General features: G+C 51.0%; 19 protein-coding genes. 18 read left to right on the forward strand and 1 reads right to left on the reverse strand.

Annotated features, from left to right (window positions below; genetic code table 11):
- Positions 1-23: 23 nt before the first annotated feature.
- The 13 genes from aroA to ED901_RS03210 all read left to right on the forward strand — a co-directional run bounded on the left by aroA (position 24) and on the right by ED901_RS03210 (position 14,411).
- Positions 24-1,307: a 3-phosphoshikimate 1-carboxyvinyltransferase gene (aroA, locus tag ED901_RS03150; RefSeq protein WP_122094774.1), complete on the forward strand. Its 1,284-nt coding sequence runs from the start codon at positions 24-26 to the stop codon at positions 1,305-1,307.
- A 196-nt stretch (positions 1,308-1,503) separates the two neighbouring features.
- Positions 1,504-2,202, forward strand: a complete 699-nt coding sequence (gene cmk / locus ED901_RS03155; RefSeq protein WP_056769261.1) for a (d)CMP kinase — start codon at positions 1,504-1,506, stop codon at positions 2,200-2,202.
- 120 nt (positions 2,203-2,322) lie between these two features.
- Positions 2,323-4,035, forward strand: coding sequence for a 30S ribosomal protein S1 (rpsA, locus tag ED901_RS03160; protein ID WP_056769263.1), 1,713 nt, complete (start codon positions 2,323-2,325; stop codon positions 4,033-4,035).
- Positions 4,036-4,095: 60 nt separating this feature from the next.
- Positions 4,096-4,380 carry an integration host factor subunit beta gene (gene ihfB / locus ED901_RS03165; protein WP_013574835.1) on the forward strand — a complete coding sequence of 95 codons (285 nt, stop codon included), beginning with the start codon at positions 4,096-4,098 and terminating at the stop codon, positions 4,378-4,380.
- Positions 4,381-4,624: 244 nt separating this feature from the next.
- On the forward strand, positions 4,625-6,904 hold the full coding sequence (locus ED901_RS03170; protein WP_122094776.1) for a ComEC family protein: 2,280 nt from the start codon (positions 4,625-4,627) through the stop codon (positions 6,902-6,904).
- A gap of 38 nt (positions 6,905-6,942) precedes the next feature.
- Positions 6,943-8,691 (forward strand): lipid A ABC transporter ATP-binding protein/permease MsbA, encoded by a 1,749-nt coding sequence (gene msbA, locus ED901_RS03175; RefSeq protein WP_122094778.1) that lies wholly within the window; start codon positions 6,943-6,945, stop codon positions 8,689-8,691.
- A complete protein-coding gene (lpxK, locus tag ED901_RS03180; RefSeq protein WP_122094780.1) occupies positions 8,688-9,677 on the forward strand; it encodes a tetraacyldisaccharide 4'-kinase in 990 nt (329 codons plus the stop codon). The genes msbA and lpxK overlap by 4 nt, the downstream gene beginning before the upstream one ends.
- A gap of 341 nt (positions 9,678-10,018) precedes the next feature.
- Positions 10,019-10,228 carry a cold shock domain-containing protein gene (locus tag ED901_RS03185; RefSeq protein ID WP_056769269.1) on the forward strand — a complete coding sequence of 70 codons (210 nt, stop codon included), beginning with the start codon at positions 10,019-10,021 and terminating at the stop codon, positions 10,226-10,228.
- A 261-nt stretch (positions 10,229-10,489) separates the two neighbouring features.
- Entirely contained in the window at positions 10,490-10,702 is a 213-nt protein-coding gene (locus ED901_RS03190; RefSeq protein WP_056769270.1) for a cold-shock protein, read from the forward strand.
- A 96-nt stretch (positions 10,703-10,798) separates the two neighbouring features.
- Complete coding sequence (locus tag ED901_RS03195) at positions 10,799-12,025, forward strand: winged helix-turn-helix domain-containing protein (protein ID WP_122094782.1); 1,227 nt, start codon at positions 10,799-10,801, stop codon at positions 12,023-12,025.
- A 374-nt stretch (positions 12,026-12,399) separates the two neighbouring features.
- Positions 12,400-12,582: a Trm112 family protein gene (locus ED901_RS03200; protein WP_056771818.1), complete on the forward strand. Its 183-nt coding sequence runs from the start codon at positions 12,400-12,402 to the stop codon at positions 12,580-12,582.
- Positions 12,579-13,328: a 3-deoxy-manno-octulosonate cytidylyltransferase gene (kdsB, locus tag ED901_RS03205; RefSeq protein WP_056769274.1), complete on the forward strand. Its 750-nt coding sequence runs from the start codon at positions 12,579-12,581 to the stop codon at positions 13,326-13,328. Before ED901_RS03200 ends, kdsB begins: the two co-directional genes overlap by 4 nt.
- 189 nt (positions 13,329-13,517) lie before the next feature.
- Complete coding sequence (locus ED901_RS03210; RefSeq protein ID WP_056769276.1) at positions 13,518-14,411, forward strand: YcbJ family phosphotransferase; 894 nt, start codon at positions 13,518-13,520, stop codon at positions 14,409-14,411.
- A gap of 1 nt (position 14,412) precedes the next feature.
- On the opposite strand, the gene elyC is transcribed toward ED901_RS03210, so the two are convergent.
- Positions 14,413-15,192, reverse strand: coding sequence for an envelope biogenesis factor ElyC (gene elyC, locus ED901_RS03215; RefSeq protein WP_122094784.1), 780 nt, complete (start codon positions 15,190-15,192; stop codon positions 14,413-14,415).
- A gap of 169 nt (positions 15,193-15,361) precedes the next feature.
- On the opposite strand from elyC, the gene cmoM reads away from it, so the two are divergent.
- The 5 genes from cmoM to ED901_RS03240 all read left to right on the forward strand — a co-directional run.
- Positions 15,362-16,147 (forward strand): tRNA uridine 5-oxyacetic acid(34) methyltransferase CmoM, encoded by a 786-nt coding sequence (gene cmoM / locus ED901_RS03220; RefSeq protein WP_122094786.1) that lies wholly within the window; start codon positions 15,362-15,364, stop codon positions 16,145-16,147.
- Entirely contained in the window at positions 16,144-17,466 is a 1,323-nt protein-coding gene (gene mukF / locus ED901_RS03225) for a chromosome partition protein MukF (RefSeq protein ID WP_056769281.1), read from the forward strand. The genes cmoM and mukF overlap by 4 nt, the downstream gene beginning before the upstream one ends.
- A complete protein-coding gene (mukE, locus tag ED901_RS03230) occupies positions 17,447-18,178 on the forward strand; it encodes a chromosome partition protein MukE (RefSeq protein ID WP_056769283.1) in 732 nt (243 codons plus the stop codon). Before mukF ends, mukE begins: the two co-directional genes overlap by 20 nt.
- The gene (gene mukB / locus ED901_RS03235) at positions 18,175-22,623 is read left to right on the forward strand and encodes a chromosome partition protein MukB (protein WP_122094788.1); all 4,449 of its coding nucleotides are present in this window, start codon (positions 18,175-18,177) and stop codon (positions 22,621-22,623) included. The genes mukE and mukB overlap by 4 nt, the downstream gene beginning before the upstream one ends.
- Positions 22,624-22,981: 358 nt before the next feature.
- The coding region (locus ED901_RS03240; RefSeq protein ID WP_371414277.1) for a peptidoglycan-binding protein at positions 22,982-24,013 on the forward strand (1,032 nt) is incomplete at its 3' end.

Here is a 24,013-nt window from a genome sequence, read left to right on the forward strand (position 1 = left end):
TGAAAAGAAGAATTGGAGAAAGAGTGGAATCCCTGACATTACAACCCGTTGCACTGGTTAACGGCAGCATCAATTTACCTGGCTCAAAAAGTGTTTCTAACCGTGCACTGTTACTGGCTGCTTTTGCACAGGGCACTACCCGGCTGACTAACCTGCTCGACAGTGACGATGTGCGCCACATGCTAAATGCACTGACACAGCTGGGTGTGACTCATCGCCTGTCAGCCTCCCGTACTGAGTGTGAAATCGAGGGGCTGGGCACCGCTTTCTCCAATGCTAAAGGTCTGGAATTGTTTCTCGGTAACGCAGGTACAGCAATGCGTCCGCTGGCTGCGGCGTTATGTCTGGGTGAACAGGATGTTGTGCTGACCGGTGAGCCACGCATGAAGGAGCGTCCGATCGGGCATCTGGTTGACGCGCTGCGTCAGGGTGGTGCGCAAATTGATTATCTCGAGCAGCAAGATTATCCGCCATTGCGCCTGCGCGGTGGCTTTACCGGCGGGGACGTCAGTGTCGATGGAAGTGTTTCCAGCCAATTCCTGACCGCGTTATTAATGACAGCTCCGCTGGCTGATAACGACACAACGATTCAGATTAAAGGTGATCTGGTTTCCAAACCTTATATTGATATCACGCTAAATCTGATGAAAACCTTTGGTATTGATGTAGAAAATCACCAGTACCAGAAATTTAGCATCAAAGGCCGTCAGCAGTATGTTTCTCCAGGTTCGTACCTCGTTGAAGGCGATGCGTCTTCTGCGTCCTACTTCCTGGCCGCTGCGGCTATCAAAGGCGGCACCGTTCGCGTCACCGGTATCGGCAAAAACAGCATGCAGGGTGATATCCGCTTTGCAGATGTGCTGGAAAAAATGGGTGCAACTATTCATTGGGCGGATGATTACATCGAATGTACCCGCGGCGAACTGAAAGGCATTGATATGGACATGAACCATATTCCGGATGCTGCAATGACCATCGCGACGGCAGCGCTGTTTGCTGAAGGGACCACTACGCTGCGCAACATTTATAACTGGCGCGTGAAAGAAACGGATCGTCTGACGGCAATGGCGACCGAACTGCGTAAAGTCGGTGCAACGGTGGAAGAGGGTGAGGATTATATTCGCATTGAGCCACCGCAATCCCTTAAATTCGCAGAGATTGGCACCTATAACGATCACCGCATGGCGATGTGTTTCTCGCTGGTGGCGTTGTCCGATACGCCGGTAACGATCCTCGATCCTAAGTGTACCGCGAAGACCTTCCCTGATTATTTTGATCGTCTCGCCGCAATAAGTACGCTGGCATAGTCTATAACTAGGTGGGTCAGAGAGCGGACATCCTGGATGTCCGTTTTTTTTTGCTTTTATCATTGAGAACCGTCCGCTTTTTAGACAACTGATAAATGTGGGGTAACAGTTGCCGCAAAGGCAGCGTATAATGCCGCTCCTGAATTAGTCCTATGAGGCTAATGAAGCGGGTATCACCCACCGAAAGGAGACAAAAATGACGGCTATAGCCCCGGTAATCACCGTTGATGGGCCAAGTGGTGCAGGTAAAGGTACATTGTGTAAAGCTTTGGCCGAAGCCCTTAACTGGCGTTTACTGGATTCCGGAGCAATCTACCGGGTTTTAGCGCTGGCAGCACTTCATCATCAGGTTGATATCGTCTCAGAAGAGGCGTTAGTTCCGCTTGCCGCACATCTCGACGTGCGTTTTGTCGCTCAGGATGGGCAGTTAAAGGTAATTTTAGAAGGTGAGGATGTCAGTAATGAGATCCGCACCGAAACGGTAGGTAATACCGCGTCTCAGGCGGCCGCTTTCCCTCGCGTTCGCGAAGCATTACTGCGTCGTCAGCGCGCGTTCCGTGAGGCGCCAGGCCTGATTGCCGACGGGCGAGACATGGGCACGGTGGTCTTTCCCGATGCGCCGGTCAAAATATTTCTCGACGCCAGCTCAGAAGAGCGTGCAAACAGAAGAATGCTACAGTTGCAGGAAAAGGGCTTTAGTGTTAACTTTGAACGGCTTTTAGCCGAGATCAAGGAACGTGATGACCGAGATCGTAACCGATCCATTGCGCCCTTAGTGGCTGCTTCCGATGCGTTATTACTGGATTCAACCAGTATGTCCATTGATGAAGTCATCGAAAAAGCGCTGGCTTATGCCACAGAAATTTTAGGATTGCCGCAAAAACAAACCCGGTAATCGAGCCTTAATTTGGCGCTGGAATCTATTCAGTGCCAATTTTGGCTATAGTTTTTTTTAACCTCGCCGCAAGGATCTGTAGCGGGGCATTTGAAACAACCCCATCCAGCAGGACGCCAGATGGACGTTAAACTTAAGAACCTAAAGATTAACAACATGACTGAATCTTTTGCTCAACTCTTTGAAGAATCCTTAAAAACAATCGAAACCCGTCCTGGTTCCATCGTTCGTGGTGTTGTTGTGTCCATCGACAAAGATATCGTACTGGTTGACGCCGGTCTGAAATCTGAGTCTGCAATCCCGGCAGAACAATTCAAAAACGCACAGGGCGAACTGGAAATCCAGGTTGGCGACGAAGTTGATGTTGCGCTGGACGCTGTCGAAGACGGCTTCGGTGAAACTCTGCTGTCCCGTGAAAAAGCTAAACGTCATGAAGCTTGGATCACGCTGGAAAAAGCTTACGAAGAATCTGCAACTGTTACCGGTGTTATCAACGGTAAAGTTAAAGGCGGTTTCACTGTTGAGCTGAACGGTATCCGTGCGTTCTTGCCAGGTTCACTGGTAGACGTTCGTCCTGTTCGCGACACGCTGCATCTTGAAGGCAAAGATCTTGAGTTCAAAGTCATCAAACTGGACCAGAAACGCAACAACGTTGTTGTTTCCCGTCGTGCAGTAATTGAGTCTGAGAACAGCGCAGAGCGCGATCAACTGCTGGAAAACCTGCAGGAAGGCATGGAAGTTAAAGGTATCGTTAAAAACCTTACTGACTACGGTGCATTCGTTGATCTGGGCGGCGTTGATGGCCTGCTGCACATCACTGATATGGCTTGGAAACGTGTTAAACACCCAAGCGAAATCGTCAATGTTGGCGATGAAATCACTGTTAAAGTGCTTAAATTCGACCGTGAACGTACACGTGTATCCCTTGGCTTGAAACAGCTGGGCGAAGATCCATGGGTCGCTATCGCTAAACGTTACCCAGAAGGTACTAAACTGACTGGTCGCGTTACCAACCTGACTGATTACGGCTGCTTCGTAGAAATCGAAGAAGGCGTTGAAGGTCTGGTTCACGTTTCTGAAATGGATTGGACTAACAAAAACATCCACCCATCTAAAGTTGTTAACGTGGGTGATGTTGTTGAAGTTATGGTTCTGGACATCGACGAAGAACGTCGTCGTATCTCCCTGGGCCTGAAACAATGCAAATCTAACCCATGGCAGCTGTTTGCAGAAACCCACAACAAAAATGACCGTGTTGAAGGTAAAATCAAGTCAATCACTGACTTCGGTATCTTCATTGGTCTGGACGGCGGCATCGACGGCCTGGTTCACCTGTCTGACATCTCCTGGAACGTTGCAGGCGAAGAAGCAGTACGTGAATACAAAAAAGGCGACGAAATCGCAGCTGTGGTCCTGCAGGTTGACGCAGAACGTGAACGTATCTCCCTGGGCGTGAAGCAACTGGCTGAAGATCCATTCAATAACTACCTGTCTGTTAACAAGAAAGGTACTATTGTTACTGGTAAAGTCACTGCAGTTGACGCCAAAGGTGCTACAGTTGAATTAGCTGGCGGCGTAGAAGGTTACCTGCGCGCTTCAGAAGCTTCTCGCGACCGTATTGAAGACGCAACTCTGGTTCTGAGCGTTGGTGATGAAGTTGAAGCTAAATTCACCGGTGTTGATCGTAAGAACCGCGTAGTAAGCCTGTCCGTCCGTGCTAAGGACGAAGCAGACGAGAAAGATGCAATCGCTGTGGTTAACAACAAACCAGCAGAAGAAAGCAACTTCTCTAACGCTATGGCTGAAGCGTTCAAAGCGGCAAAAGGCGAGTAATGACGGGGGGCGGTCCTGCCGCCCCGATACGGTAGTTTAGCTGCAAAGCTTGGAGGTACTATGACCAAGTCTGAACTTATTGAAAGACTTGCTGGCCAGCACTCTCATATCCCGGCGAAAGCTGTTGAGGATGCAGTGAAAGAGATGCTTGAACATATGGCTGCAACCTTGGCTGATGGTGAACGCATCGAGATCCGTGGGTTTGGCAGTTTTTCTCTTCACTACCGTGCTCCGCGTGTTGGGCGCAACCCTAAAACTGGCGACAAAGTTGAGTTGGATGGCAAGTATGTCCCTCACTTTAAACCAGGCAAAGAGCTGCGTGATCGCGCGAACATTTATGGCTAAGGTTTCGGCCTGAAACATACATGACTGCCTATAGCGAATGCTAAAACGGTGCCTTTAAGGCGCCGTTTTTTTTGCTTCAAATTCAGCCAACTCCTTTCTTTGATTTTCTTCTTACTTTTTGCGTAATACCTCGCACCGCATCAATCTGATACTTGTTCCCTCATGTGCTGAATAACATACTCCAGCCAGAATCTGGCCAGGGTGGCTCTATGACTAACGCAGAGGGAATACTATTAAAATCTCATTGGACGAGGTCGCTGTTGCCATCATTGTCGGGATGGTGCCGCTGGTGTTTGTTGCTCACCTTCCGTCGACACTGCAACTCATAGTTCTGGGATGTATCGCATGGGTGCTACCGGGATTACAGCCAAAAATATTCACGCTAACTTCACTCGCTCTGCTGGCTTTCATTTGGGCTGCGATACAAGGCGGAACCCTGGTGCAGCAAGCGCTCACCCTGACGGGCACGAATCGTGAAGTCGTAGCTCGCTTGCAAAGTATCAATCTGGGAGAAGAGGGCGCCTCCTCGCAGTTTTATAAAATAGAAAAGATAGAAGGAAAGTGGGTATTTCCACCTCTGCTGTTTCGTGCCAGGTGGGAAGGGGCACAAACCCCGCTGTTAGCAGGCCAACGATGGAAAATGACCGCCAACATTCGTCCTGTTCATAGCCTGTTAAATGAAGGCGGTTTTGACGCTCAACGTTGGGCACTGGCAGGCCATGCACCGCTGACGGCAACTATCCAGCATGGCGTGCTGCTTGATGTCGACAGCTCGTTTCGCCAGCAATTCATTCAGCGGGTACAACATGCGATGCCCGAACTTAAGAATACACCGGTTCTGATTGCATTAGCTTTTGGCGAGAAAGGGTTGATCGACGGCGAAGAAAAACTTCTGCTGCAACGAACGGGTATTGCCCATCTGGTGGCCATTTCAGGGTTGCACATCGGAATCGCGGCCTTGTTTGGTTGGTGGTTTGCACGCGGATTACAATTTATTTTGCCGGTAAGGCTGATTGACTATCGGTTCCCTCTGCTAATCAGTGAGCTTTTCCTTCTGACCTATACCTGGCTTTCAGGTTGTAATGCGCCAGCATTGCGCGCCGCGCTGGCGGTCTCTCTGTGGATATTACTGCGTTTGCTCCGCTTGCGTTGCCATCCGTGGCAGGTCTGGTTATGGGGTGTGGCTTTACTTTTACTGGCTGACCCGATGAATATTTTGTCAGACAGTTTCTGGTTATCCTGTTTTGCCGTGGCTTCATTAATTTTCTGGTTTCAATGGATGCCATTACCTGCAAATTTTCAGCGAGCCTGGTATTGGTCTTTTTTACGCTGGGGACATTTGCAGGCAGGCATGACGTTACTGCTGCTGCCCTTACAAATTGCCATTTTCCACGGTCTTAACATATCGTCCTTCATGGCTAACATGTGGGCTGTTCCCATCGTATCTCTGGTGACGGTGCCGCTGGTTTTGCTGGCACTCATGCTAAACATACCGCCTGCCGGATGGATGCATGAAGTACAGAATATAATCTGGAAGATGGCAGACCATACGCTCAGCCTGGCAATGTGGGGGGTTAAGTTGTTTTCTGAAGGCTGGCATCCGCTGGGAGAATCTTTCCTGCTCATCAGCCTTTCCGGGTGGCTGACCATTGTCTTTTGGCGACTGTGTTGTCTCAGGCATTACCTGTCGATACTAATTTCACTTGGGCTGATCTCGTTCTGCTGGTGTACACGAACACCGCCTGAGCGCTGGAGGGTGGACATGCTGGATGTCGGGCACGGGCTTTCTGTACTTATCAGTAAGGACGGGAAAGGTGTACTTTACGACACAGGCAACCGCTGGGAAGGAGGTTCCGCGGCAGAGCAAAATATCGCCCCATTTCTGCGCTGGAAAAATATTCAGCTTGAACAGATTATTATCAGCCACAATGACATGGACCACCGCGGCGGCTTTGAGTTTCTGCAAACGATGTATCCTGCTGCAAATCTTCGTGACAGTTCGATTTCCGGTGTACCTCATCTTCCCTGTATTGCGGGTCAGCAATGGCTGTGGCAGGGGCTGAATTTCACCGTGCTTTGGCCGGAGAAGCCTACTGCGGATGCGCGCAATGCGGACAGCTGTGTCATACGTGTTGATGATGGAAGATACAGTCTCCTGTTAACCGGCGATATCGAGTCGGCAAGCGAGAAAGCGCTCATCAAGAAATGGCGGGAGGGGTTAAAGTCTACGTTCCTTCAGGTGCCGCATCATGGCAGCAACACTTCCTCGACGCCGCCTTTCCTGCGTGCCGTTCAGCCGGATATTGCCCTGGCATCGGCTGCCCGCTTCAATAAATGGCACCTTCCTGCCCGTAAAGTTGTTAGCAGATACAACAAAGCCCGCCATGACTGGCGCTCGACATCAATATCAGGCCAACTGAGTCTGTTCATTTATGATGATTATTGGGCAATTAAGGGCTTACGTGAGCAATTAATCCCACGTTGGTACCACCACCGGTTTGGAGTATCAGAAGATAATGAGTAGAATAGACCGCTATTTCTTTCGATGCTGGTTGATATTGCATGATGAACGATAAAGATCTCTCCACGTGGCAGACATTTCGTCGCTTATGGCCGATGATCACACCTTTTAAGGCCGGGCTTATCGCTGCGGCTATTGCACTGGTCGCTAACGCCGCCAGTGACACATTCATGCTGTCTTTGCTGAAGCCGCTGCTTGATGATGGGTTTGGCAAAGCCGACCGCTCAATTTTACTCTGGATGCCACTGGTCGTTATCGGCCTGATGATTGTGCGTGGCGTGAGTGGCTATATTTCAAGTTACTGCATCTCGTGGGTGTCAGGCAAAGTGGTCATGCATATGCGTCGCCGCCTGTTCGGCCATATGATGAGAATGCCTGTTGCCTTCTTTGATCAACAGTCCACGGGTACTTTGCTCTCTCGTATTACCTATGATTCCGAACAGGTAGCATCTTCCTCCTCCAGCGCACTGGTGACAGTTGTGCGTGAAGGCGCGTCGATTATCGGTTTGTTCATCATGATGTTCTACTACAGCTGGCAGTTATCTGTGATCCTGCTGGTTATCGCGCCGATTGTGTCTGTGGTTATCCGTGTGGTGTCGAAACGCTTTCGTAACATCAGTAAATCGATGCAGAACACCATGGGGCAAGTCACGACTAGCGCTGAACAAATGCTGAAAGGTCACAAAGAAGTGCTTATCTTTGGTGGTCAGAAAGTCGAGACGCAGAGATTTGATAAAGTCAGTAACCGCATGCGTCAGCAAGGTATGCGCATGGTTTCTGCCTCTTCAATATCAGACCCGATTATTCAGCTTATTGCCTCACTTGCACTGGCCTTCGTGTTGTATGCCGCGAGCTTCCCGTCTGTTATGGAAACGCTGAGTGCCGGTACGATCACGGTAGTGTTCTCATCGATGATTGCACTTATGCGTCCGCTCAAGTCTCTGACCAACGTCAACTCACAGTTCCAGCGCGGTATGGCAGCTTGTCAGACTCTGTTCTCGATCCTCGATATGGAGCAGGAGAAGGACGAAGGTAAGCTGGAAGTTAAACGTGCCAAAGGCGATGTTGAGTTCAAAAATGTGACCTTCACGTACCCTGGCCGCGATATTCCTGCACTGCGTGATATTTCCTTCGACCTGCCTGAAGGGAAAACGATCGCGCTGGTAGGCCGCTCTGGTTCAGGTAAATCTACCATTGCCAACCTCCTGACGCGTTTTTACGACATCCAGGAAGGGCAAATCCTGATGGATGGGCATGATTTGCGTGAGTACACCTTGTCCTCACTGCGTGATCAGGTCGCACTGGTATCGCAGAACGTTCATCTTTTTAACGATACGATCGCTAACAATATTGCGTATGCCCGTACGGATATGTATTCACGCGAAGAAATCGAAAAAGCCGCCACCATGGCATATGCCATGGACTTCATTGGTAAAATGGACCAGGGCCTGGACACTGTTATTGGCGAGAACGGTGTGTTGCTTTCAGGTGGTCAGCGTCAGCGTATTGCTATCGCACGTGCATTGCTGCGCGACTCGCCAATCCTGATCCTTGATGAAGCAACATCCGCGCTGGATACAGAGTCTGAGCGTGCCATTCAGGCTGCACTCGACGAACTGCAGAAAAACAGAACCTCTCTGGTGATAGCACACCGCTTGTCAACGATCGAAAAAGCCGATGAAATTCTGGTGATTGAAGATGGCCGGATTGTTGAGCGTGGTTCGCATGCTGCCTTGCTGGAAGAGCGCGGTGTTTACTCACAGCTTTACCGGATGCAGTTTGGCCAATGATTGAGCGCATCTGGTCAGGAAAATCACCGCTTTACTTGTTACTTTTGCCTCTGTCGTGGTTATACGGATTGATCGCAACGGTCATCCGTTATAGTTACACATCAGGGTTCAGAAAAAGCTGGCGTGCTCCGGTGCCAGTGGTGGTGGTCGGCAATCTGACCGCCGGAGGTAACGGTAAAACGCCTGTGGTGATCTGGCTGGTTGAAACACTGCAACAGCACGGATTTCGTGTTGGCGTAGTGTCACGTGGCTATGGTGGCAAATCAGCACACTATCCGCTGGTGCTTAATGAAAATACCTCGACGGTACAGGCGGGTGATGAGCCTGTACTGATTTTTCAGCGAACAGGGGCACCGGTTGCGGTATCCCCGGTTCGTTCTGAGGCAGTCAAAGCGTTATTGAGCGAGCACGAGCTCGATGTCATCGTCACGGACGATGGTTTACAGCATTACGCGCTTGAGCGGGATGTCGAAATTGTCGTTGTTGATGGTGTGAGGCGTTTCGGTAATGGCCACTGGTTACCTGCGGGCCCAATGCGGGAACGTGCTTCACGTTTGCTTTCGGTCGATGCAGTGATTACCAACGGTGGAAACGCGCAGACAGGTGAACTGTCAATGATGTTGCAACCGGGAAAAGCAGTGAACCTGCTTACCGGCGAACAACGCGATGCTACAGCGTTGCAAAATGTCGTCGCGATGGCCGGAATCGGACATCCGCCTCGTTTTTTTGCCACCCTTAAGCAATTGGGCGTCACGTTGCAAAAAGAGGTCACTTTTGCCGATCATCAGGCTTACCAGGCAGAACAACTTTCGGCCTTAGTGACGGGAGGAGGAACGCTTCTGATGACGGAGAAAGACGCGGTAAAATGTCGTTATTTTGCTCAGCAGAATTGGTGGTATTTACCTGTTGAAGCGAAGATTCAGGGTATTTCGGCTGAAAACCTGCTGCAAAAAATTACTGATCTTATTTTGAAAAAAGCACATTAAAAACGTCAGACTCAGGCTTTAACGAAAATATTTACTCGTGCAGGAAAACGTAAACACGCTGATTTCAAACAGATCTTTATGGTTTTGATTCAGCTCGTAAGAATAATAGTAACACAGTGCTTGCTATTCATTCTGGCGTGTGAGTTAATGCGTGCAGCCTGTGTTGCAGCGCTATTTATGTATGAGTGTTGAGTAAAGCAGTTCCTCCCAGACGTTATCTCTTTCCCGATGATTCCGCTTCCAAGACGAACCTTCTAAGTCCTCCCCATAAGTAATTGTCTGAACTATTGGCTAACATTGCCGAATGGCAGGATTTTATATTTCGTTAAAAGGTTTTAAATATGTCTAAGAAAAATGGTCAGGTTAAGTGGTTCAATGAAAGCAAAGGTTTTGGTTTTATTGAGCAGGCTGATGGCGAGAAAGATGTCTTCGTACATTTCTCTGCAATCGCAACCGATGGTTTCAAAACTCTGGCTGAAGGCCAGCGTGTAGAATACACCATTCAGGATAGCCCGCGCGGTCCTGCTGCTGCTAACGTTATTGCGCTCTGAAAAGAGGCTGACGTGATGATATGAAATAACGATATTCGCTAATCATATCAGCAGAGTAAAGCCCGCCGGATGGCGGGTTTTTCATACCTGAGAAGGTAAATGCGGCGTTAATAAAAACGTCGAAAAGTAGTAAAAATAATCGTTAAAACAAATTCGCTCATTAGAGGTTTTTTATAAAAAAATAACTTAGAAATGGGCAAACGCATCCGAACAATAATAAAAAAGTGTGTTCATGGATGCCCAAAAGAAAGGATAGAAATTATGATGTTAAAAATGGGTTTAGTTAAATGGTACAACCAGGCTAAAGGCTATGGTTTTATTTGCCCGCTCGATGGTTCTTCTGAAATTTACGTTCAGCGTACTTCGATCGCCAATACGGGAAATAAATCCCTGAGTGCCGGTCAGCGAGTTGAATTCACCACTTACCGCAGCGTCGCACACGGTCCTTCAGCGGCTGACGTTATCGGGTTCTGAATCTGATTTATGTTGTTCTCCGTTAAGCTGAATTTTACGCTTCGGTAAAAATATGCTATCGGTATCCGCAGTCTACCCGCTGCAATGGATACCGATATGTCTCACCCGGTTATATCTCTCGCTTCAGCCCGTACCTTGCATTTATCTGCACAAAATCTCTTAAAACCTGCCACCCAAAAACTCACTGCTGCTGATGTCATTCAGGCGATTCGTAAGATGGGATTGCTGCAAATCGACACGATCAGCGTGGTTGCACGCAGTCCATATCTGGTGTTATTCAGCCGCCTCGGTAATTACCCGACGCAGTGGCTTGAAGAATCATTGTCGGCGGGAAAGATCTTTGAATATTGGGCGCATGAGGCCTGCTTTATTCCCAGTGAAGATTATGGACTGTTGCGTCACCGGATGTTGAACCCGGAAAAAATGGGCTGGAAATTCTCACAGACGTGGTTTGATCAACATGAGCATGACATACAGGCTTTGCTGACACACATTGCTGAGAACGGACCTGTTCGTTCCGCAGATTTCAGCGCGGAAAAGAAATCGAACAGTGGATGGTGGGACTGGAAACCGCATAAGAAGCACCTGGAAACGCTATTTACCTCCGGCAAACTTATGGTCGCTGAGCGACGTAATTTCCACCGGGTATACGATTTAGCAGAGCGCGTGATGCCGGGTTGGGATGATGCGACACAGGCTCTCACGAAAGAGGACGCAGAGTTTCAAATGCTCAGGTGTTCGGCCCAATGCCTCGGATTGTTCAGGCCTGAATGGCTGGCTGATTATTACCGGCTTAAGCGTGTTGATACCAAAAAGGTGATTGCTCAGTTGCTGGCAGACAACGAAATAACGCCGGTGGAAGTGGAAGGGTTGACCGGTGTTTTTTATGTCCATCAGCAGCAATGGCCTCTTTTGCAGCAGGCGCTGGAATCCGGTATTTCTTCGTCGGTGACGACATTACTTTCGCCATTTGATCCGGTGGTATGGGATCGTAAACGCGCGTCGGTTTTGTTCAATTTTGACTATCGGATCGAATGCTATACGCCGGAGGCAAAACGGCAATATGGCTATTTTACCTTACCTGTTTTGCAGCGGGGGGAGCTGATCGGTCGGGTTGATGCCAAAATGCATCGCAAGAATAAAATTTTCGAGATCAAAAGCTTACATTTTGAACCGGGGATTACACTGACTGCACGGCGGGTTCGGGATCTCACTGGTGCGATTAACCGTTTTGCGGTTTGGCAGGGGGCTGGCGAAGTCATAACGGGCAACATTCCTGACTCTTTAACCCGTCACTGGAATAAAAACTGGCAACTGAGCTAAGCAAAAGAAAACGGCTGCGCCAGGCAGCCGTTGATTCACGATGATTGCAGGTGTCAGGCACTATTAGTTGCTGAAGTTTGCGAACATTGCGATGATTTTGTTAATGGTTTTCATTTTAAGGCTCATATTTGAAGTTATATATGTGACGCAGGTCACAAAAAATTCTACTCTGCCTCAATCTGCAACGCAATCATTACAACATGAAATTTTATCGTCACATTACGAAGGTTCCACATCTGTGTGACACAAAGGTGTGAGGAGTAACGCTGGTGGGGCGGTTATGCTATCCTGATGCACCGTCGTATCGTGTTTTCCAATGCGTTTTTGCGCTGCACCACATTGATAATCTGGTGTATTTGCCTCCGGAGAAATTTATGGATCACCGTTTGCTTGAAATCGTTGCCTGCCCTGTCTGTAACGGGAAGTTGTATTTTAATAAAGAGTCTCAGGAATTGGTCTGCAAAGCGGACAGCCTCGCGTACCCGGTTCGTGACGGAATTCCCGTATTATTAGAAAATGAGGCCCGCCCGCTTTCTGTAGATGAGACACATCCATGAGTTTTATTGCCATTATTCCTGCCCGTTATGGCTCAAGTCGTTTGCCGGGTAAACCTCTGGCGGACATCAACGGTAAACCGATGGTTGTCCATGTCATGGAACGTGCGCTCGAATCAGGCGCGAAACGTGTGATCGTCGCAACCGATCATCCGGAAGTGGTAAAAGCGGTTGAAGCGGCCGGTGGCGAAGTCTGCATGACCCGTGCGGATCATCAGTCCGGGACTGAGCGTCTGGCTGAAGTGATCGAGCTATGCCAGTTTGCTGATGACGAAATCATCGTTAACGTGCAGGGCGACGAACCCTTAATTCCGCCGGTGATTATCCGTCAGGTGGCTGAAAATCTGGCAAACAGCGAAGCGGGCATGTCCACGCTGGCGGTACCGATTGAAACCGCAGAAGAAGCTTTCAATCCCAACGCCGTAAAAGTTGTGCGCAATGCTAAAGGCTATGCCATGTACTTCTCACGGGCGGCCATTCCCTGGGAGCGCGAACGTTTTGCCGTGTCTAAAGAAACAATTGGCGATGTCTTCCTGCGCCATATCGGCATTTACGCCTATCGTGCCGGATTTATCCGTCAGTATGTGAAATGGGAACCGAGCGAACTGGAGCACATCGAACTTCTCGAACAACTGCGGGTGCTGTGGTACGGTGAAAAAATCCATGTTGATGTGGCAAAAGCCATCCCTTCCGTCGGGGTCGATACTCCGGAAGATTTGGAACGCGTGCGCGCTATCCTGAGTCACTGATGTTTGCGAAAACGGAATGTTACGGCATTCCGTTTACTCATTTCTGATTTACATTATTTTCATGCCTTTTTGCGCACTTCCTTCCTTTTTCTCTTCCGATTATCCGGTTTTTGTTTGATCTGAAACGGGGTATTCCTGCATTGAAGCTTCCATCATAACCCTTACTCTTTTCGTCACTGCGAACACGTTATGGAACAGCTAAAAGCCGAATTAAGTATTGTGCTGGGTGAGCGTTTATCCCGCCTGGAATGCGTCAGTGAGCAGCCCTATGCCCATCTTTTTTCACTCTATGATGAGCAGGGCTATGCGATGCCTTTGATGGCGAAAAGCTTTACCTGTCAGGGGATCGCCGGGCAGGAGGCCTATAAACTTTCCATGCTGGCGCGAGAAGGGGTAGTCCGTGTACCGACGGTTTATGGCATGGTCACCACCCATCAAAAACCCTACCAGGAGATCCTGCTGATAGAGCGGCTGCGTGGTGTTTCGGCAGAAGCGCCCACACGAACGCCTGAACGCTGGCACGTTTTGCAGGAGCAAATGGTGGAGGCGATGCTGGCGTGGCATCGTATTGACAGTCACGGTTGCGTGGGTTCCGTTGACAGTACGCAGGAAAATCGCTGGGAAAACTGGTATCCGCAGCGGATAGAGGTGTTATGGGCGACGTTAACCCATTTGCAGGCGCCCGAACTCACCGCAGAAGACCGCACGATGCTGTTTCGTTCACGTCAGTGTCTGGGCGCCATGTTTAAAGACTTCGACGACACGCCGGTCCTGGTTCATGGCAATCTTTCCCTGCGAAGTATGCTCAAAGACCCGCGCAGCGATCAGTTGTTAGCGATGATCAATCCCGGCACCGTACTCTGGGCACCACGCGAATTTGAGCTTTTCCGGTTATGGGAAAAGGGCATGAGCGAACAGCTGCTATTTACCTATTTACAGAAAGCGCCAGTTTCCGAATCATTCCTTTCCCGTCGCTGGATGTATCTGGTGTGGGAATCGGTGGCGCATCTGATTCATACCGGCAAGCTCGATCGTCGCCAGTTTGATTACGCACGGCAGCAGTTGCTGCCGTGGCTGGACTGAATCAGTTCGCCGCAGACTGCGACCCGGTAAACCATTGCCACAGGCGTCCCAGCGATTCATACCATACCCGTTCGCTGTGAGATAAATAAAATGCCTGCGGGAGGGCTTTTTCCCACGGATTAAGCGGGGAATTGATCGCCAGCTGATTGGCTGGCGCAGGTATTGGCGTCAGTCCTTGCTGCCGGAAGAAAATCATTGCGCGCGGGAGGTGATTGGCGGACGTTACCAGAGCGAAAGGTTGTTGTCCGACCAGGGCTTTGACCTGCTCAGATTCTTCATGAGTATCTTTCGGTTTATCAAGCAACAGGATATCGCTCTCAGGAACGCCTAAACTTTCTGCCACTTTTCCTGCCACTGACGCACTGCTGACCGGGTTCGTCATTGCCTTGCCGCCGGTAAAGACCAACCTGGCTCCCGGATTAGCACGATAAATACGGATCCCTTCGGTGACGCGCGGCAGACTGTTGCTGAGCAAATTCGAGCTCGGCGCCCACTCAGGATTGAAGGTATAACCGCCTCCCAGCACCACCACAAATTTCACCGGCGGATGCGCCTGCGCCTGATAAGTCGGGTATTCTGATTCAATCGGTCGCAGCAGGCTGTCAGCCACGGGTTGCAGGCTCAGAAGCAGCAACAGCAGCCAACTTAGCAAAAAACACACTTTACCGGTTTTCTGCCAGCGGGTCATCCACAGCAACACCAGCGCGATTGCCATGATCAGCAAAATAAAGGGCAGGGGAAGCAGCAGGCCGCCAAGGGTCTTTTTTAGGATAAATAACATCTGAAACCGTTCCTTTTGGGTGAAAAAACGACATCCGGGCGTGATTCCGCGTCAGGATGATTTATTCTATGCCCGCCTGTGCCAAAATAGCAGCCAGATAGCTGCACACCAAATTATTCACGTGGATTGGTTTCCACCAAAATGCTCAACAGCGAACAGGTAAGACTTCATGCAGGATCGTAATTTTGACGATATGGCCGAAAAATTTTCGCGCAATATCTACGGCACAACGAAGGGACGTATCCGTCAGGCTGTGCTGGGTCAGGATCTGCAGGAATTACTGAAATCTTTACCGCAGCGGCCTCTGCGCATTTTAGATGCGGGCGGCGGCGAAGGACAAATGGCCTGCGAACTGGCCGCTTTAGGACATCAGGTCTTGTTGTGCGATCTGTCAGGTGAGATGATCCGCCGCGCTCAGGCCGCTGCGATTGAAAAAGGTGTGAGCGGTAACATGCAATTTGTACAATGCCCCGCTCAGCACATCGCAGAACATTTAGAACAGCCAGTTGATCTGATATTGTTCCATGCGGTCATCGAATGGCTGGCAGAGCCGCAAGCGGCGCTTGCCGCGCTGGTCGATTGTCTGGCACCCGGTGGCGCGCTATCGCTGATGTTTTACAATATCCACGGCCTGGTCATGCGGCACATGATCCTCGGCAATTTTGGTCATGTCGACGCGGGCGTACCAAAAATCAAAAAAAGCTCCCTGTTACCTGATCACCCGCTGGAACCCGCGCAGGTCTATCAGTGGCTGGAAGAGCTTGGAATGCAGATCAGTGGCAAGACCGGTGTTAGAGTGTTCCACGATTATTTGCGAAACAGACAACAACATAAACAGGATTTTGACGAGCTTCTGGCGCTGGAACAGCGCTATTGCCGCCAGGAACCTTTTGTTAGTTTGGGACGTTACATCCACGTGATGGCGCACAAACCCATTCTGAAGGACGAATTATGAGTGAATTTTCCCAGACTGTACCCGAACTGGTCGCCTGGGCACGGAAAAATGATTTCTCAATTTCGCTGCCAACGGAGCGACTGGCTTTTCTTCTGGCGATTGCCACATTAAACAGCGAGCGCCTTGATGGGGAAATGAGTGAAGGTGAACTGGTTGATGCGTTTCGTCATGTCAGTAAAGGTTTTGAGCAGACGAATGAAACGATTAACGTACGTGCCAATAACGCCATCAATGACATGGTGCGCCAGCGTTTGCTCAACCGTTTTGTCAGTGAAATGGCTGACGGCAATGCTATTTATCGCCTGACGCCTCTGGCGATCGGTATCTCCGATTATTATATCCGTCAGCGTGAGTTCTCCACGCTGCGTCTGTCTATGCAGCTGTCGATCGTGGCGCAGGAACTCAAGCGCGCCGCCGATGCAGCCGACGAAGGCGGTGATGATTTCCACTGGCATCGCAACGTTTACGCGCCGCTGAAATATTCCGTTGCGGAAATCTTCGACAGCATAGATATGACTCAGCGCATCATGGATGAGCAGCAGCAGGGCGTGAAAGACGATATTGCCGGGCTGCTCAACAAAGACTGGCGCGCAGCTATTTCCAGCTGTGAACTTCTTCTGTCAGAAACCTCCGGTACACTGCGCGAATTGCAGGATACGCTGGAAGCGGCGGGTAACCTGCTGCAGGCGCACCTGATGCGTATTCAGGACGCCACCATGATCGACATGGATCTGGGATTCGTCGACAAACTGGTTTTCGACTTACAAAACAAACTCGATCGCATTACCAGCTGGGGTCAGCAGGCCATTGACCTGTGGATCGGTTATGACCGTCATGTACACAAATTTATCCGTACCGCGATCGATATGGATAAAAATCGCGTATTTGCTCAGCGTCTTCGCCAGTCGGTTCAGAACTATTTTGATCAGCCGTGGACACTGACTTTTGCCAATGCCGATCGTCTGCTGGACATGCGCGACGAAGAACTGGCGCTGCGCAGTGAGGAAGTGACGGGCGAACTTCCGCCAGATCTTGAATTCGAAGAATTTAATGAAATCCGTGAACAACTTGCGGCATTGATTGAACAGGCATTACAAGTTTATCAACAACAGAAAACGCCGCTCAATCTGGGCATGGTGATGCGCGAATACCTCATACAGTATCCGCGAGCCCGACACTTTGATGTCGCGCGAATTGTGGTCGACCAGGCAGTGCGCCTTGGTGTGGCTGAAGCAGATTTTTCAGGGTTGCACGCCGAATGGCAGGCAATCAATGATTACGGAGCCAAGGTGCAGGCCCATGTCATCGACAAATATTGAACACATAATGCCAGCTAAGCTGGCGCAGGCACTGGCGAACTCAGTGTTTCCTGCTCTCGACAGCCAGTTACGTTCCGGCCGCCACATCGGCATTGATGAACTGGATAACCACGCTTTCCTGATGGACTATCAGGAAGAAATGGAACTCTTTTACAGCCGCTATCACGTGGAATTGATTCGGGCACCGGAAGGTTTCTTCTATTTACGCCCGCGTTCTACCACGCTTATCCCGCGCTCGGTTTTATCTGAGCTGGACATGATGGTGGGGAAAATTCTTTGCTATCTGTATCTCAGCCCTGAACGTCTGGCGCATGAAGGCATTTTCACCCAGCAGGAACTTTATGATGAGTTGCTGAGCCTGGCTGATGAAAATAAATTGCTCAAATACGTGAACCAGCGCTCCACCGGCTCCGATCTCGACCGCCAGAAGTTACAGGACAAAGTCAGAACGTCACTGAACCGTCTGCGCCGTCTGGGTATGGTGTTTTTCATGGGCGTCGACAGCACGAAATTCCGTATCACCGAAGCTGTATTTCGTTTCGGTGCTGATGTCCGCAGCGGAGATGATGCACGTGAAGCGCAGTTGCGGATGATCCGCGACGGCGAAGCGATGCCTGTTGACAGCGCATTGTCATTAAACGATGAGCCCGATGACAGTGAAGCCCAGACCGGGCAGCAAGGACACCAGAGCGCAGAGGATGAACAGGAATGATTGAACGCGGTAAATTTCGCTCACTGACGCTGGTTAACTGGAACGGCTTTTTTGCCCGTACTTTTGACCTCGATTCACTGGTGACTACGCTTTCCGGCGGCAACGGTGCGGGTAAATCCACCACCATGGCTGCCTTCGTCACGGCGCTTATCCCCGATCTGACGCTGCTGCATTTCCGTAATACCACGGAAGCGGGCGCGACTTCCGGTTCACGCGACAAAGGTCTGCACGGAAAACTACGTGCGGGCGTGTGTTATTCGGTGCTGGACGTGGTGAACTCACGTCACCAGCGCATTGTGGTGGGCGTTCGCCTGCAACAAATTGCCGGTCGCGATCGCAAAGTCGATATCAAACCCTTCACCATTCAGGGATTGCCGGTGGCGGTAAACCCGACGGAAATGCTGACTGAAACGGTCGGAGAACGCCAGGCGCGCGTGTTGTCTTTGCAGGAACTGAAAGATCGTGTCGAAGCAATGGAAGGCGTGCAATTTAAGCAGTTCAACTCGATTACTGATTATCATGCCCTGATGTTTGATCTGGGCGTGATCCCGCGCCGTTTACGTTCAGCGTCAGACCGCAGCAAGTTCTATCGTCTGATTGAGGCCTCGCTGTACGGCGGTATTTCCAGCGCCATCACCCGTTCCCTGCGTGACTACCTGTTACCGGAAAACAGCGGTGTGCGTAAAGCTTTCCAGGATATGGAAGCGGCGCTGCGCGAAAACCGCATGACGCTGGAAGCCATCCGCGTTACGCAATCTGACCGTGACCTGTTTAAGCATCTGATTTCTGAAGCGACTTCTTACGTGGCCGCCGACTACATGCGTCACGCCAATGAACGCCGTATCCATCTTGATGGTGCGCTGGTGCTGCGTAATGATTTGTTAACCAGCCGCAAACAGCTCTCCGGTGAACAATACCGCCATGTTGAAATGGCGCGTGAGCTGGCAGAACAAAGCGGTGCGCAAAGCGATCTGGAAACAGATTATCAGGCCGCCAGCGATCATCTGAGTCTGGTACAGACAGCGATGCGTCAGCAGGAAAAAATCGAGCGTTATGAAAGCGATCTCGAAGAGCTGACCTATCGTCTGGAAGAGCAGAACGAAGTCGTCGCTGAAGCCAGCGAACTGCACGCTGAGCATGAAGCCCGTGCTGAGGCCGCCGAGCTGGAAGTGGATGAACTGAAGAGCCAGCTGGCAGATTATCAGCAGGCGCTGGATGTTCAGCAGACCCGTGCTATTCAATATCAGCAAGCCTTGCAGGCGATTGAGCGCGCCCGTGAGCTGTGCCAGATCCCTGATCTGAGCACGCAAAACAGTGAACAATGGCTGGATACGTTCCAGAGCAAAGAGCAGGAAGCGACCGAAATCCTGCTGATGCTGGAACAAAAAATGAGTGTGGCCTCTGCCGCACACAGCCAGTTCGAAACGGCCTACCAGCTGGTCGTGAAAATCGCCGGAGAAGTCAGCCGCAGTGATGCCTGGAAGACGGCGCGTGAACTGTTGCGCGAGTGGTCCTCACAACTGCATCAGGCTGAGCGCGTTGAGCCGCTGCGTATGCGTTTGTCCGAGCTGGAAGGGCGTCTGCGCGAGCAGCAGGACGCTGAGCGTCAGTTGCAGGAATTCTGTAAACGCACCGGGCAGGATGTGCAACCGGAAGATCTGGACGAAATGCAGCGCGAGCTGGACGTGCAGATTGAAGAATTACAGATTGTGGTATCACAGGCCGGTGAACGTCGCATGGAAATGCGTCAGGAACTTGAGCAGGTGCAGGCCCGCATCCGTGAACTGACCGCACGCGCACCTGTCTGGCTGGCCGCTCAGGAAGCCCTGAGTCAGTTAAGCGAGCAGAGCAAAGAGCCGCTGGAAAACAGCCAGCAGGTCACAGAGTACATGCAGCAGTTGCTGGAAAGTGAGCGTGATACCACCGTCGAACGTGACGAAGTGGCGGCACGTAAGCGTCGAATTGAAGGCCAGATCACCCGTCTCAGCCAGCCAAGCGGTGCGGAAGATTCCCGCATGATTGCGCTGGCAGAGCGTTTTGGTGGCGTGCTGCTGTCAGAGATTTACGATGATGTCACCATCGACGATGCACCTTATTTCTCGGCGTTGTATGGCCCGTCGCGCCACGCAATTGTGGTGCCTGATTTATCGCTGATCCGCGATCAGCTGGACGGCCTGGACGATTGCCCTGAAGATCTCTATCTGATTGAAGGGGATCCGCAGTCCTTCGATGATAACGTTTTTGAAGTCGATGAAATGCAGGGCGCGGTGCTGGTGAAAACCGGTGACCGCCAGTGGCGTTATTCGCACTTCCCGCAGGTGCCGTTGTTTGGCCGTGCGGCGCGTGAAAACCGTCTGGAAACGCTGCATAAAGAACGCGAAAGTTTGTCCGAGCGTTATGCCACGCTGTCATTTGATGTGCAGAAAATTCAGCGTGCACATCAGGCTTTCAGCCGCTTTATCGGCAGTCATCTTGCCGTGGCGTTTGATGCCGATCCTGAGGCTGAGATTCGTAGTCTGAGCGGTCGCCGTGGTGAACTGGAGCGTGCACTTAATGCGCACGAAGGCCAGAATCAGCAACAGCGTCAGCAGTACGAGCAGGCAAAAGACGCCATCGCGATGCTCAACAAACTTCAGCCGCGCGTAGGTTTGCTGTGCGATGAAACGTTGATCGATCGTGTGGAAGAAATTCGCGATGAAATGGAAGAGGCGCAGGATGCCGCCCGTTTCATTCAGCAACATGGTATTTCTCTCAGCAAGCTGGAACCGCTGGTTTCCGTTCTGCAAAGCGACCCGGAACAACACGAACAGCTGAAAGAAGATTATGCACAGGCTCAGCACGCCCAGCGTCTGGCGAAACAACAGGCGTTCGCCCTGACCGAAGTCGTTCAGCGCCGTGCTCACTTCAGCTATACCGACTCTGCCGGAATGTTGAATGAGAATGCTGATCTGAACGACCAGTTGCGTCAGCGCCTCGAACATGCCGAAGCCGAACGTACCCGTGCCCGTGAACAAATGCGTCAGCATCAGGCGCAATATGCGCAATACAGCCAGGTGCTGGCCTCGCTGAAAAGCTCGTTCGACGCTAAGCGTGACATGCTTAAAGAACTGGGGCAGGAGTTGCAGGATATCGGCGTTCAGGCCGATCCCAATGCCGAAGCGCGCGCCAAAACGCGTCGCGATGAATTGCACTCGGCGCTCAGCACTAACCGGGCGCGCTGCAACCAGCTTGAAAAACAGATCACCTTCTGCGAAGCCGAAATGGATAACCTGCAGAAGAAATTACGTAAGCTGGAACGTGATTATCATCAGAGCCGTGAGCAGGTTGTCTCCTCGAAAGCGGGCTGGTGTGCCGTCATGCGTCTGGTGAAAGATAACGGTGTTGAGCGTCGCTTACATCGCCGTGAGCTGGCCTATATGGACGGCGATGAGCTGCGTTCTATGTCGGATAAATCATTGGGTGCACTGCGTTTGGCGGTGTCTGATAACGAGCATCTGCGTGATGTGCTTCGTCTTTCAGAAGATCCAAAACGTCCTGAGCGTAAAATCCAGTTCTACATCGCGGTGTATCAGCATCTGCGCGAACGTATCCGGCAGGATATCATTCGTACTGATGATCCGGTTGAAGCCATCGAACAGATGGAAATTGAACTTGGGCGTTTGACGGAAGAACTGACTGCACGCGAACAACAACTGGCGATCAGCTCTAAGAGCGTGGCCAACATCATTCGCAAAACGATTCAGCGTGAGCAGAACCGTATTCGTCAGCTGAACCAGGGGCTGCAGGCCGTGGCATTTGGTCAGGTGAAGAGCGTGCGGCTGAACGTCAATGTGCGCGAGGCGCATGCCGGCTTGCTGGATGTGCTCTCCGAGCAACAGGAACAACATCAGGATCTGTTCAGCAGCAACCGTCTGACCTTCTCCGAAGCCCTGGCGAAGTTGTACCAGCGTCTGAACCCGCAAATCGACATGGGGCAACGCACGCCACAAACGATCGGTGAAGAGCTGCTCGACTACCGTAACTATCTCGAGATGGAAGTCGAGGTGAACCGCGGCTCTGACGGCTGGCTGCGTGCAGAGAGTGGCGCGCTGTCAACGGGTGAGGCGATCGGTACCGGTATGTCGATTCTGGTGATGGTCGTACAGAGCTGGGAAGACGAATCGAGCCGTATGCGCGGGAAAGATATTTCACCGTGCCGCCTGTTGTTCCTCGATGAAGCGGCGCGTCTGGATGCCAAATCTATCGCGACACTTTTCGAGTTGTGCGATCGTCTGGAAATGCAGTTGATTATTGCCGCACCGGAAAACATCAGCCCTGAAAAGGGGACGACTTATAAGCTGGTGCGTAAAATGTTCGGTAACAATGAGCATGTTCACGTGGTGGGTTTACGTGGTTTTGCACCAGAAGTCCCTGCGCTGGCGAGCACGGAAGAAGACGTTTCCTGAGCATTTTTTAATATGAAAGTGTCTTGAATGTCTGAAAGCCCTGGCGAAGAATGCCGGGGCTTTTTACGTCTAATTATTCATTTTACTTATGCTTTCAGATAAAAAATAAGTGGTTTCAAATAGCAAAAAAAACAATCGTCCTGCCTTGCCTGAAATATAGGCGAATGAATTAAAAACGCCGTAATGAAGGCTTTATTTCGGCTGACGGCTGGCATAGAGTCATCACGTCAGACGCGGACTCTATTTAATTGAGTTTCTACGCAAAAAAAGAATTCTCTTTATATACTTAATCTCAGTATCGCTGGATTATTTCGGGGATGAAATTGATAAATTTACCGGGAGGCAAGGGAAGATGTTGATGAATCAAAGGTCTCTCAAGTTTTTAGTCGCCAGCTGCTTGCTGGCCAGCGGGTTATCGCCATGGTTTGCTGCCTGGGCGGCAGTACCGACCATGCCAGTGCGAACTACCACGCTTTCCAGCGTACAGAGTATGAGCCAGCTCCAGGCTGAACTGTTACCGCGAGGTATCCGTCCGCTATATCTGTCTTCTCTGTCGTCACTGTATGCGGCAAACCACATGCAGCCCATGTGGAAGGACAGGGAAACCGTCCAGATTTTCCAGCAACAACTCGCAGAACTGGCTATTTCTGGTATACAGCCTCAATTTACCCAATGGGTAAGGTGGCTGACAGATCCGCAAATCACCGGGATGGCGCGTGACGTCGTATTGTCTGACGCCATGCTTGGGTATTTGCAGTTCACCAGCAGCGTTGAAGCGAAAGGCGACACCTGGCTGTACAGCAATGTCCCTTACAAAATGACCACACCACCGCTCACCGTCATCAATCAGTGGCAGCTGGCGGTGCGCAAAGATACAACGGCGCAGTATTTATCGACACTGACTCCGCAGCACCCTTACTACGCGAAAATGCACGAAGCACTGAAAATCATGCTGGCGGATAACCGCCCATGGCCTGCCATGACCGGAGCATCAAGTTTGCGTCCTGACCAGATCAGTGACGACATTCCTGCCCTGCGTGAAATTCTCGACCGCACCGGCATGATGGTTGCCGCGCCGGAAGAGATCAAAGCACCTAAGCCGACGGACGAAACCATCGCGCCAAATGTGCCGGGCAGCGCAGCCAATGACGATCTTTCCGTCGATGAAACAGCTGACAAAGCGCAGAACGCAACGCCTGCGGTGAGTCCTTCTGCAACGTCAGTGCAGGATGTCCTGCCTACCGTGCAGTCTGCCGAAAGCCCGGCGCCGGTCGCGCCAGTTGTGGTGTCCAATAACCAGTACACACCAGAGCTGGTGGAGGCGGTTAAACGTTTCCAGAAATGGCAAGGGCTGGAAGCTGACGGCATCATTGGTGCCCGTACCCGCCAG

The sequence above is a fragment of the Rahnella sp. Larv3_ips genome (assembly GCF_003697865.1).
GTDB classification, from domain to species: Bacteria; Pseudomonadota; Gammaproteobacteria; order Enterobacterales; family Enterobacteriaceae; genus Rahnella; species Rahnella rivi.

What these genes read in the sequence shown, in the direction of transcription:
- cmk (WP_056769261.1), top strand. Translation starts at nt 1,504, where the DNA reads ATGACGGCTATAGCCCCGGTAATCACCGTTGATGGGCCAAGTGGTGCA.
- rpsA (WP_056769263.1), top strand. Translation starts at nt 2,323, where the DNA reads ATGGACGTTAAACTTAAGAACCTAAAGATTAACAACATGACTGAATCT.
- ihfB (WP_013574835.1), top strand. Translation starts at nt 4,096, where the DNA reads ATGACCAAGTCTGAACTTATTGAAAGACTTGCTGGCCAGCACTCTCAT.
- msbA (WP_122094778.1), top strand. Translation starts at nt 6,943, where the DNA reads ATGATGAACGATAAAGATCTCTCCACGTGGCAGACATTTCGTCGCTTA.
- lpxK (WP_122094780.1), top strand. Translation starts at nt 8,688, where the DNA reads ATGATTGAGCGCATCTGGTCAGGAAAATCACCGCTTTACTTGTTACTT.
- ED901_RS03185 (WP_056769269.1), top strand. Translation starts at nt 10,019, where the DNA reads ATGTCTAAGAAAAATGGTCAGGTTAAGTGGTTCAATGAAAGCAAAGGT.
- ED901_RS03190 (WP_056769270.1), top strand. Translation starts at nt 10,490, where the DNA reads ATGATGTTAAAAATGGGTTTAGTTAAATGGTACAACCAGGCTAAAGGC.
- ED901_RS03195 (WP_122094782.1), top strand. Translation starts at nt 10,799, where the DNA reads ATGTCTCACCCGGTTATATCTCTCGCTTCAGCCCGTACCTTGCATTTA.
- ED901_RS03200 (WP_056771818.1), top strand. Translation starts at nt 12,400, where the DNA reads ATGGATCACCGTTTGCTTGAAATCGTTGCCTGCCCTGTCTGTAACGGG.
- kdsB (WP_056769274.1), top strand. Translation starts at nt 12,579, where the DNA reads ATGAGTTTTATTGCCATTATTCCTGCCCGTTATGGCTCAAGTCGTTTG.
- ED901_RS03210 (WP_056769276.1), top strand. Translation starts at nt 13,518, where the DNA reads ATGGAACAGCTAAAAGCCGAATTAAGTATTGTGCTGGGTGAGCGTTTA.
- elyC (WP_122094784.1), bottom strand. Translation starts at nt 15,192, where the DNA reads ATGTTATTTATCCTAAAAAAGACCCTTGGCGGCCTGCTGCTTCCCCTG.
- cmoM (WP_122094786.1), top strand. Translation starts at nt 15,362, where the DNA reads ATGCAGGATCGTAATTTTGACGATATGGCCGAAAAATTTTCGCGCAAT.
- mukF (WP_056769281.1), top strand. Translation starts at nt 16,144, where the DNA reads ATGAGTGAATTTTCCCAGACTGTACCCGAACTGGTCGCCTGGGCACGG.
- mukE (WP_056769283.1), top strand. Translation starts at nt 17,447, where the DNA reads ATGTCATCGACAAATATTGAACACATAATGCCAGCTAAGCTGGCGCAG.
- mukB (WP_122094788.1), top strand. Translation starts at nt 18,175, where the DNA reads ATGATTGAACGCGGTAAATTTCGCTCACTGACGCTGGTTAACTGGAAC.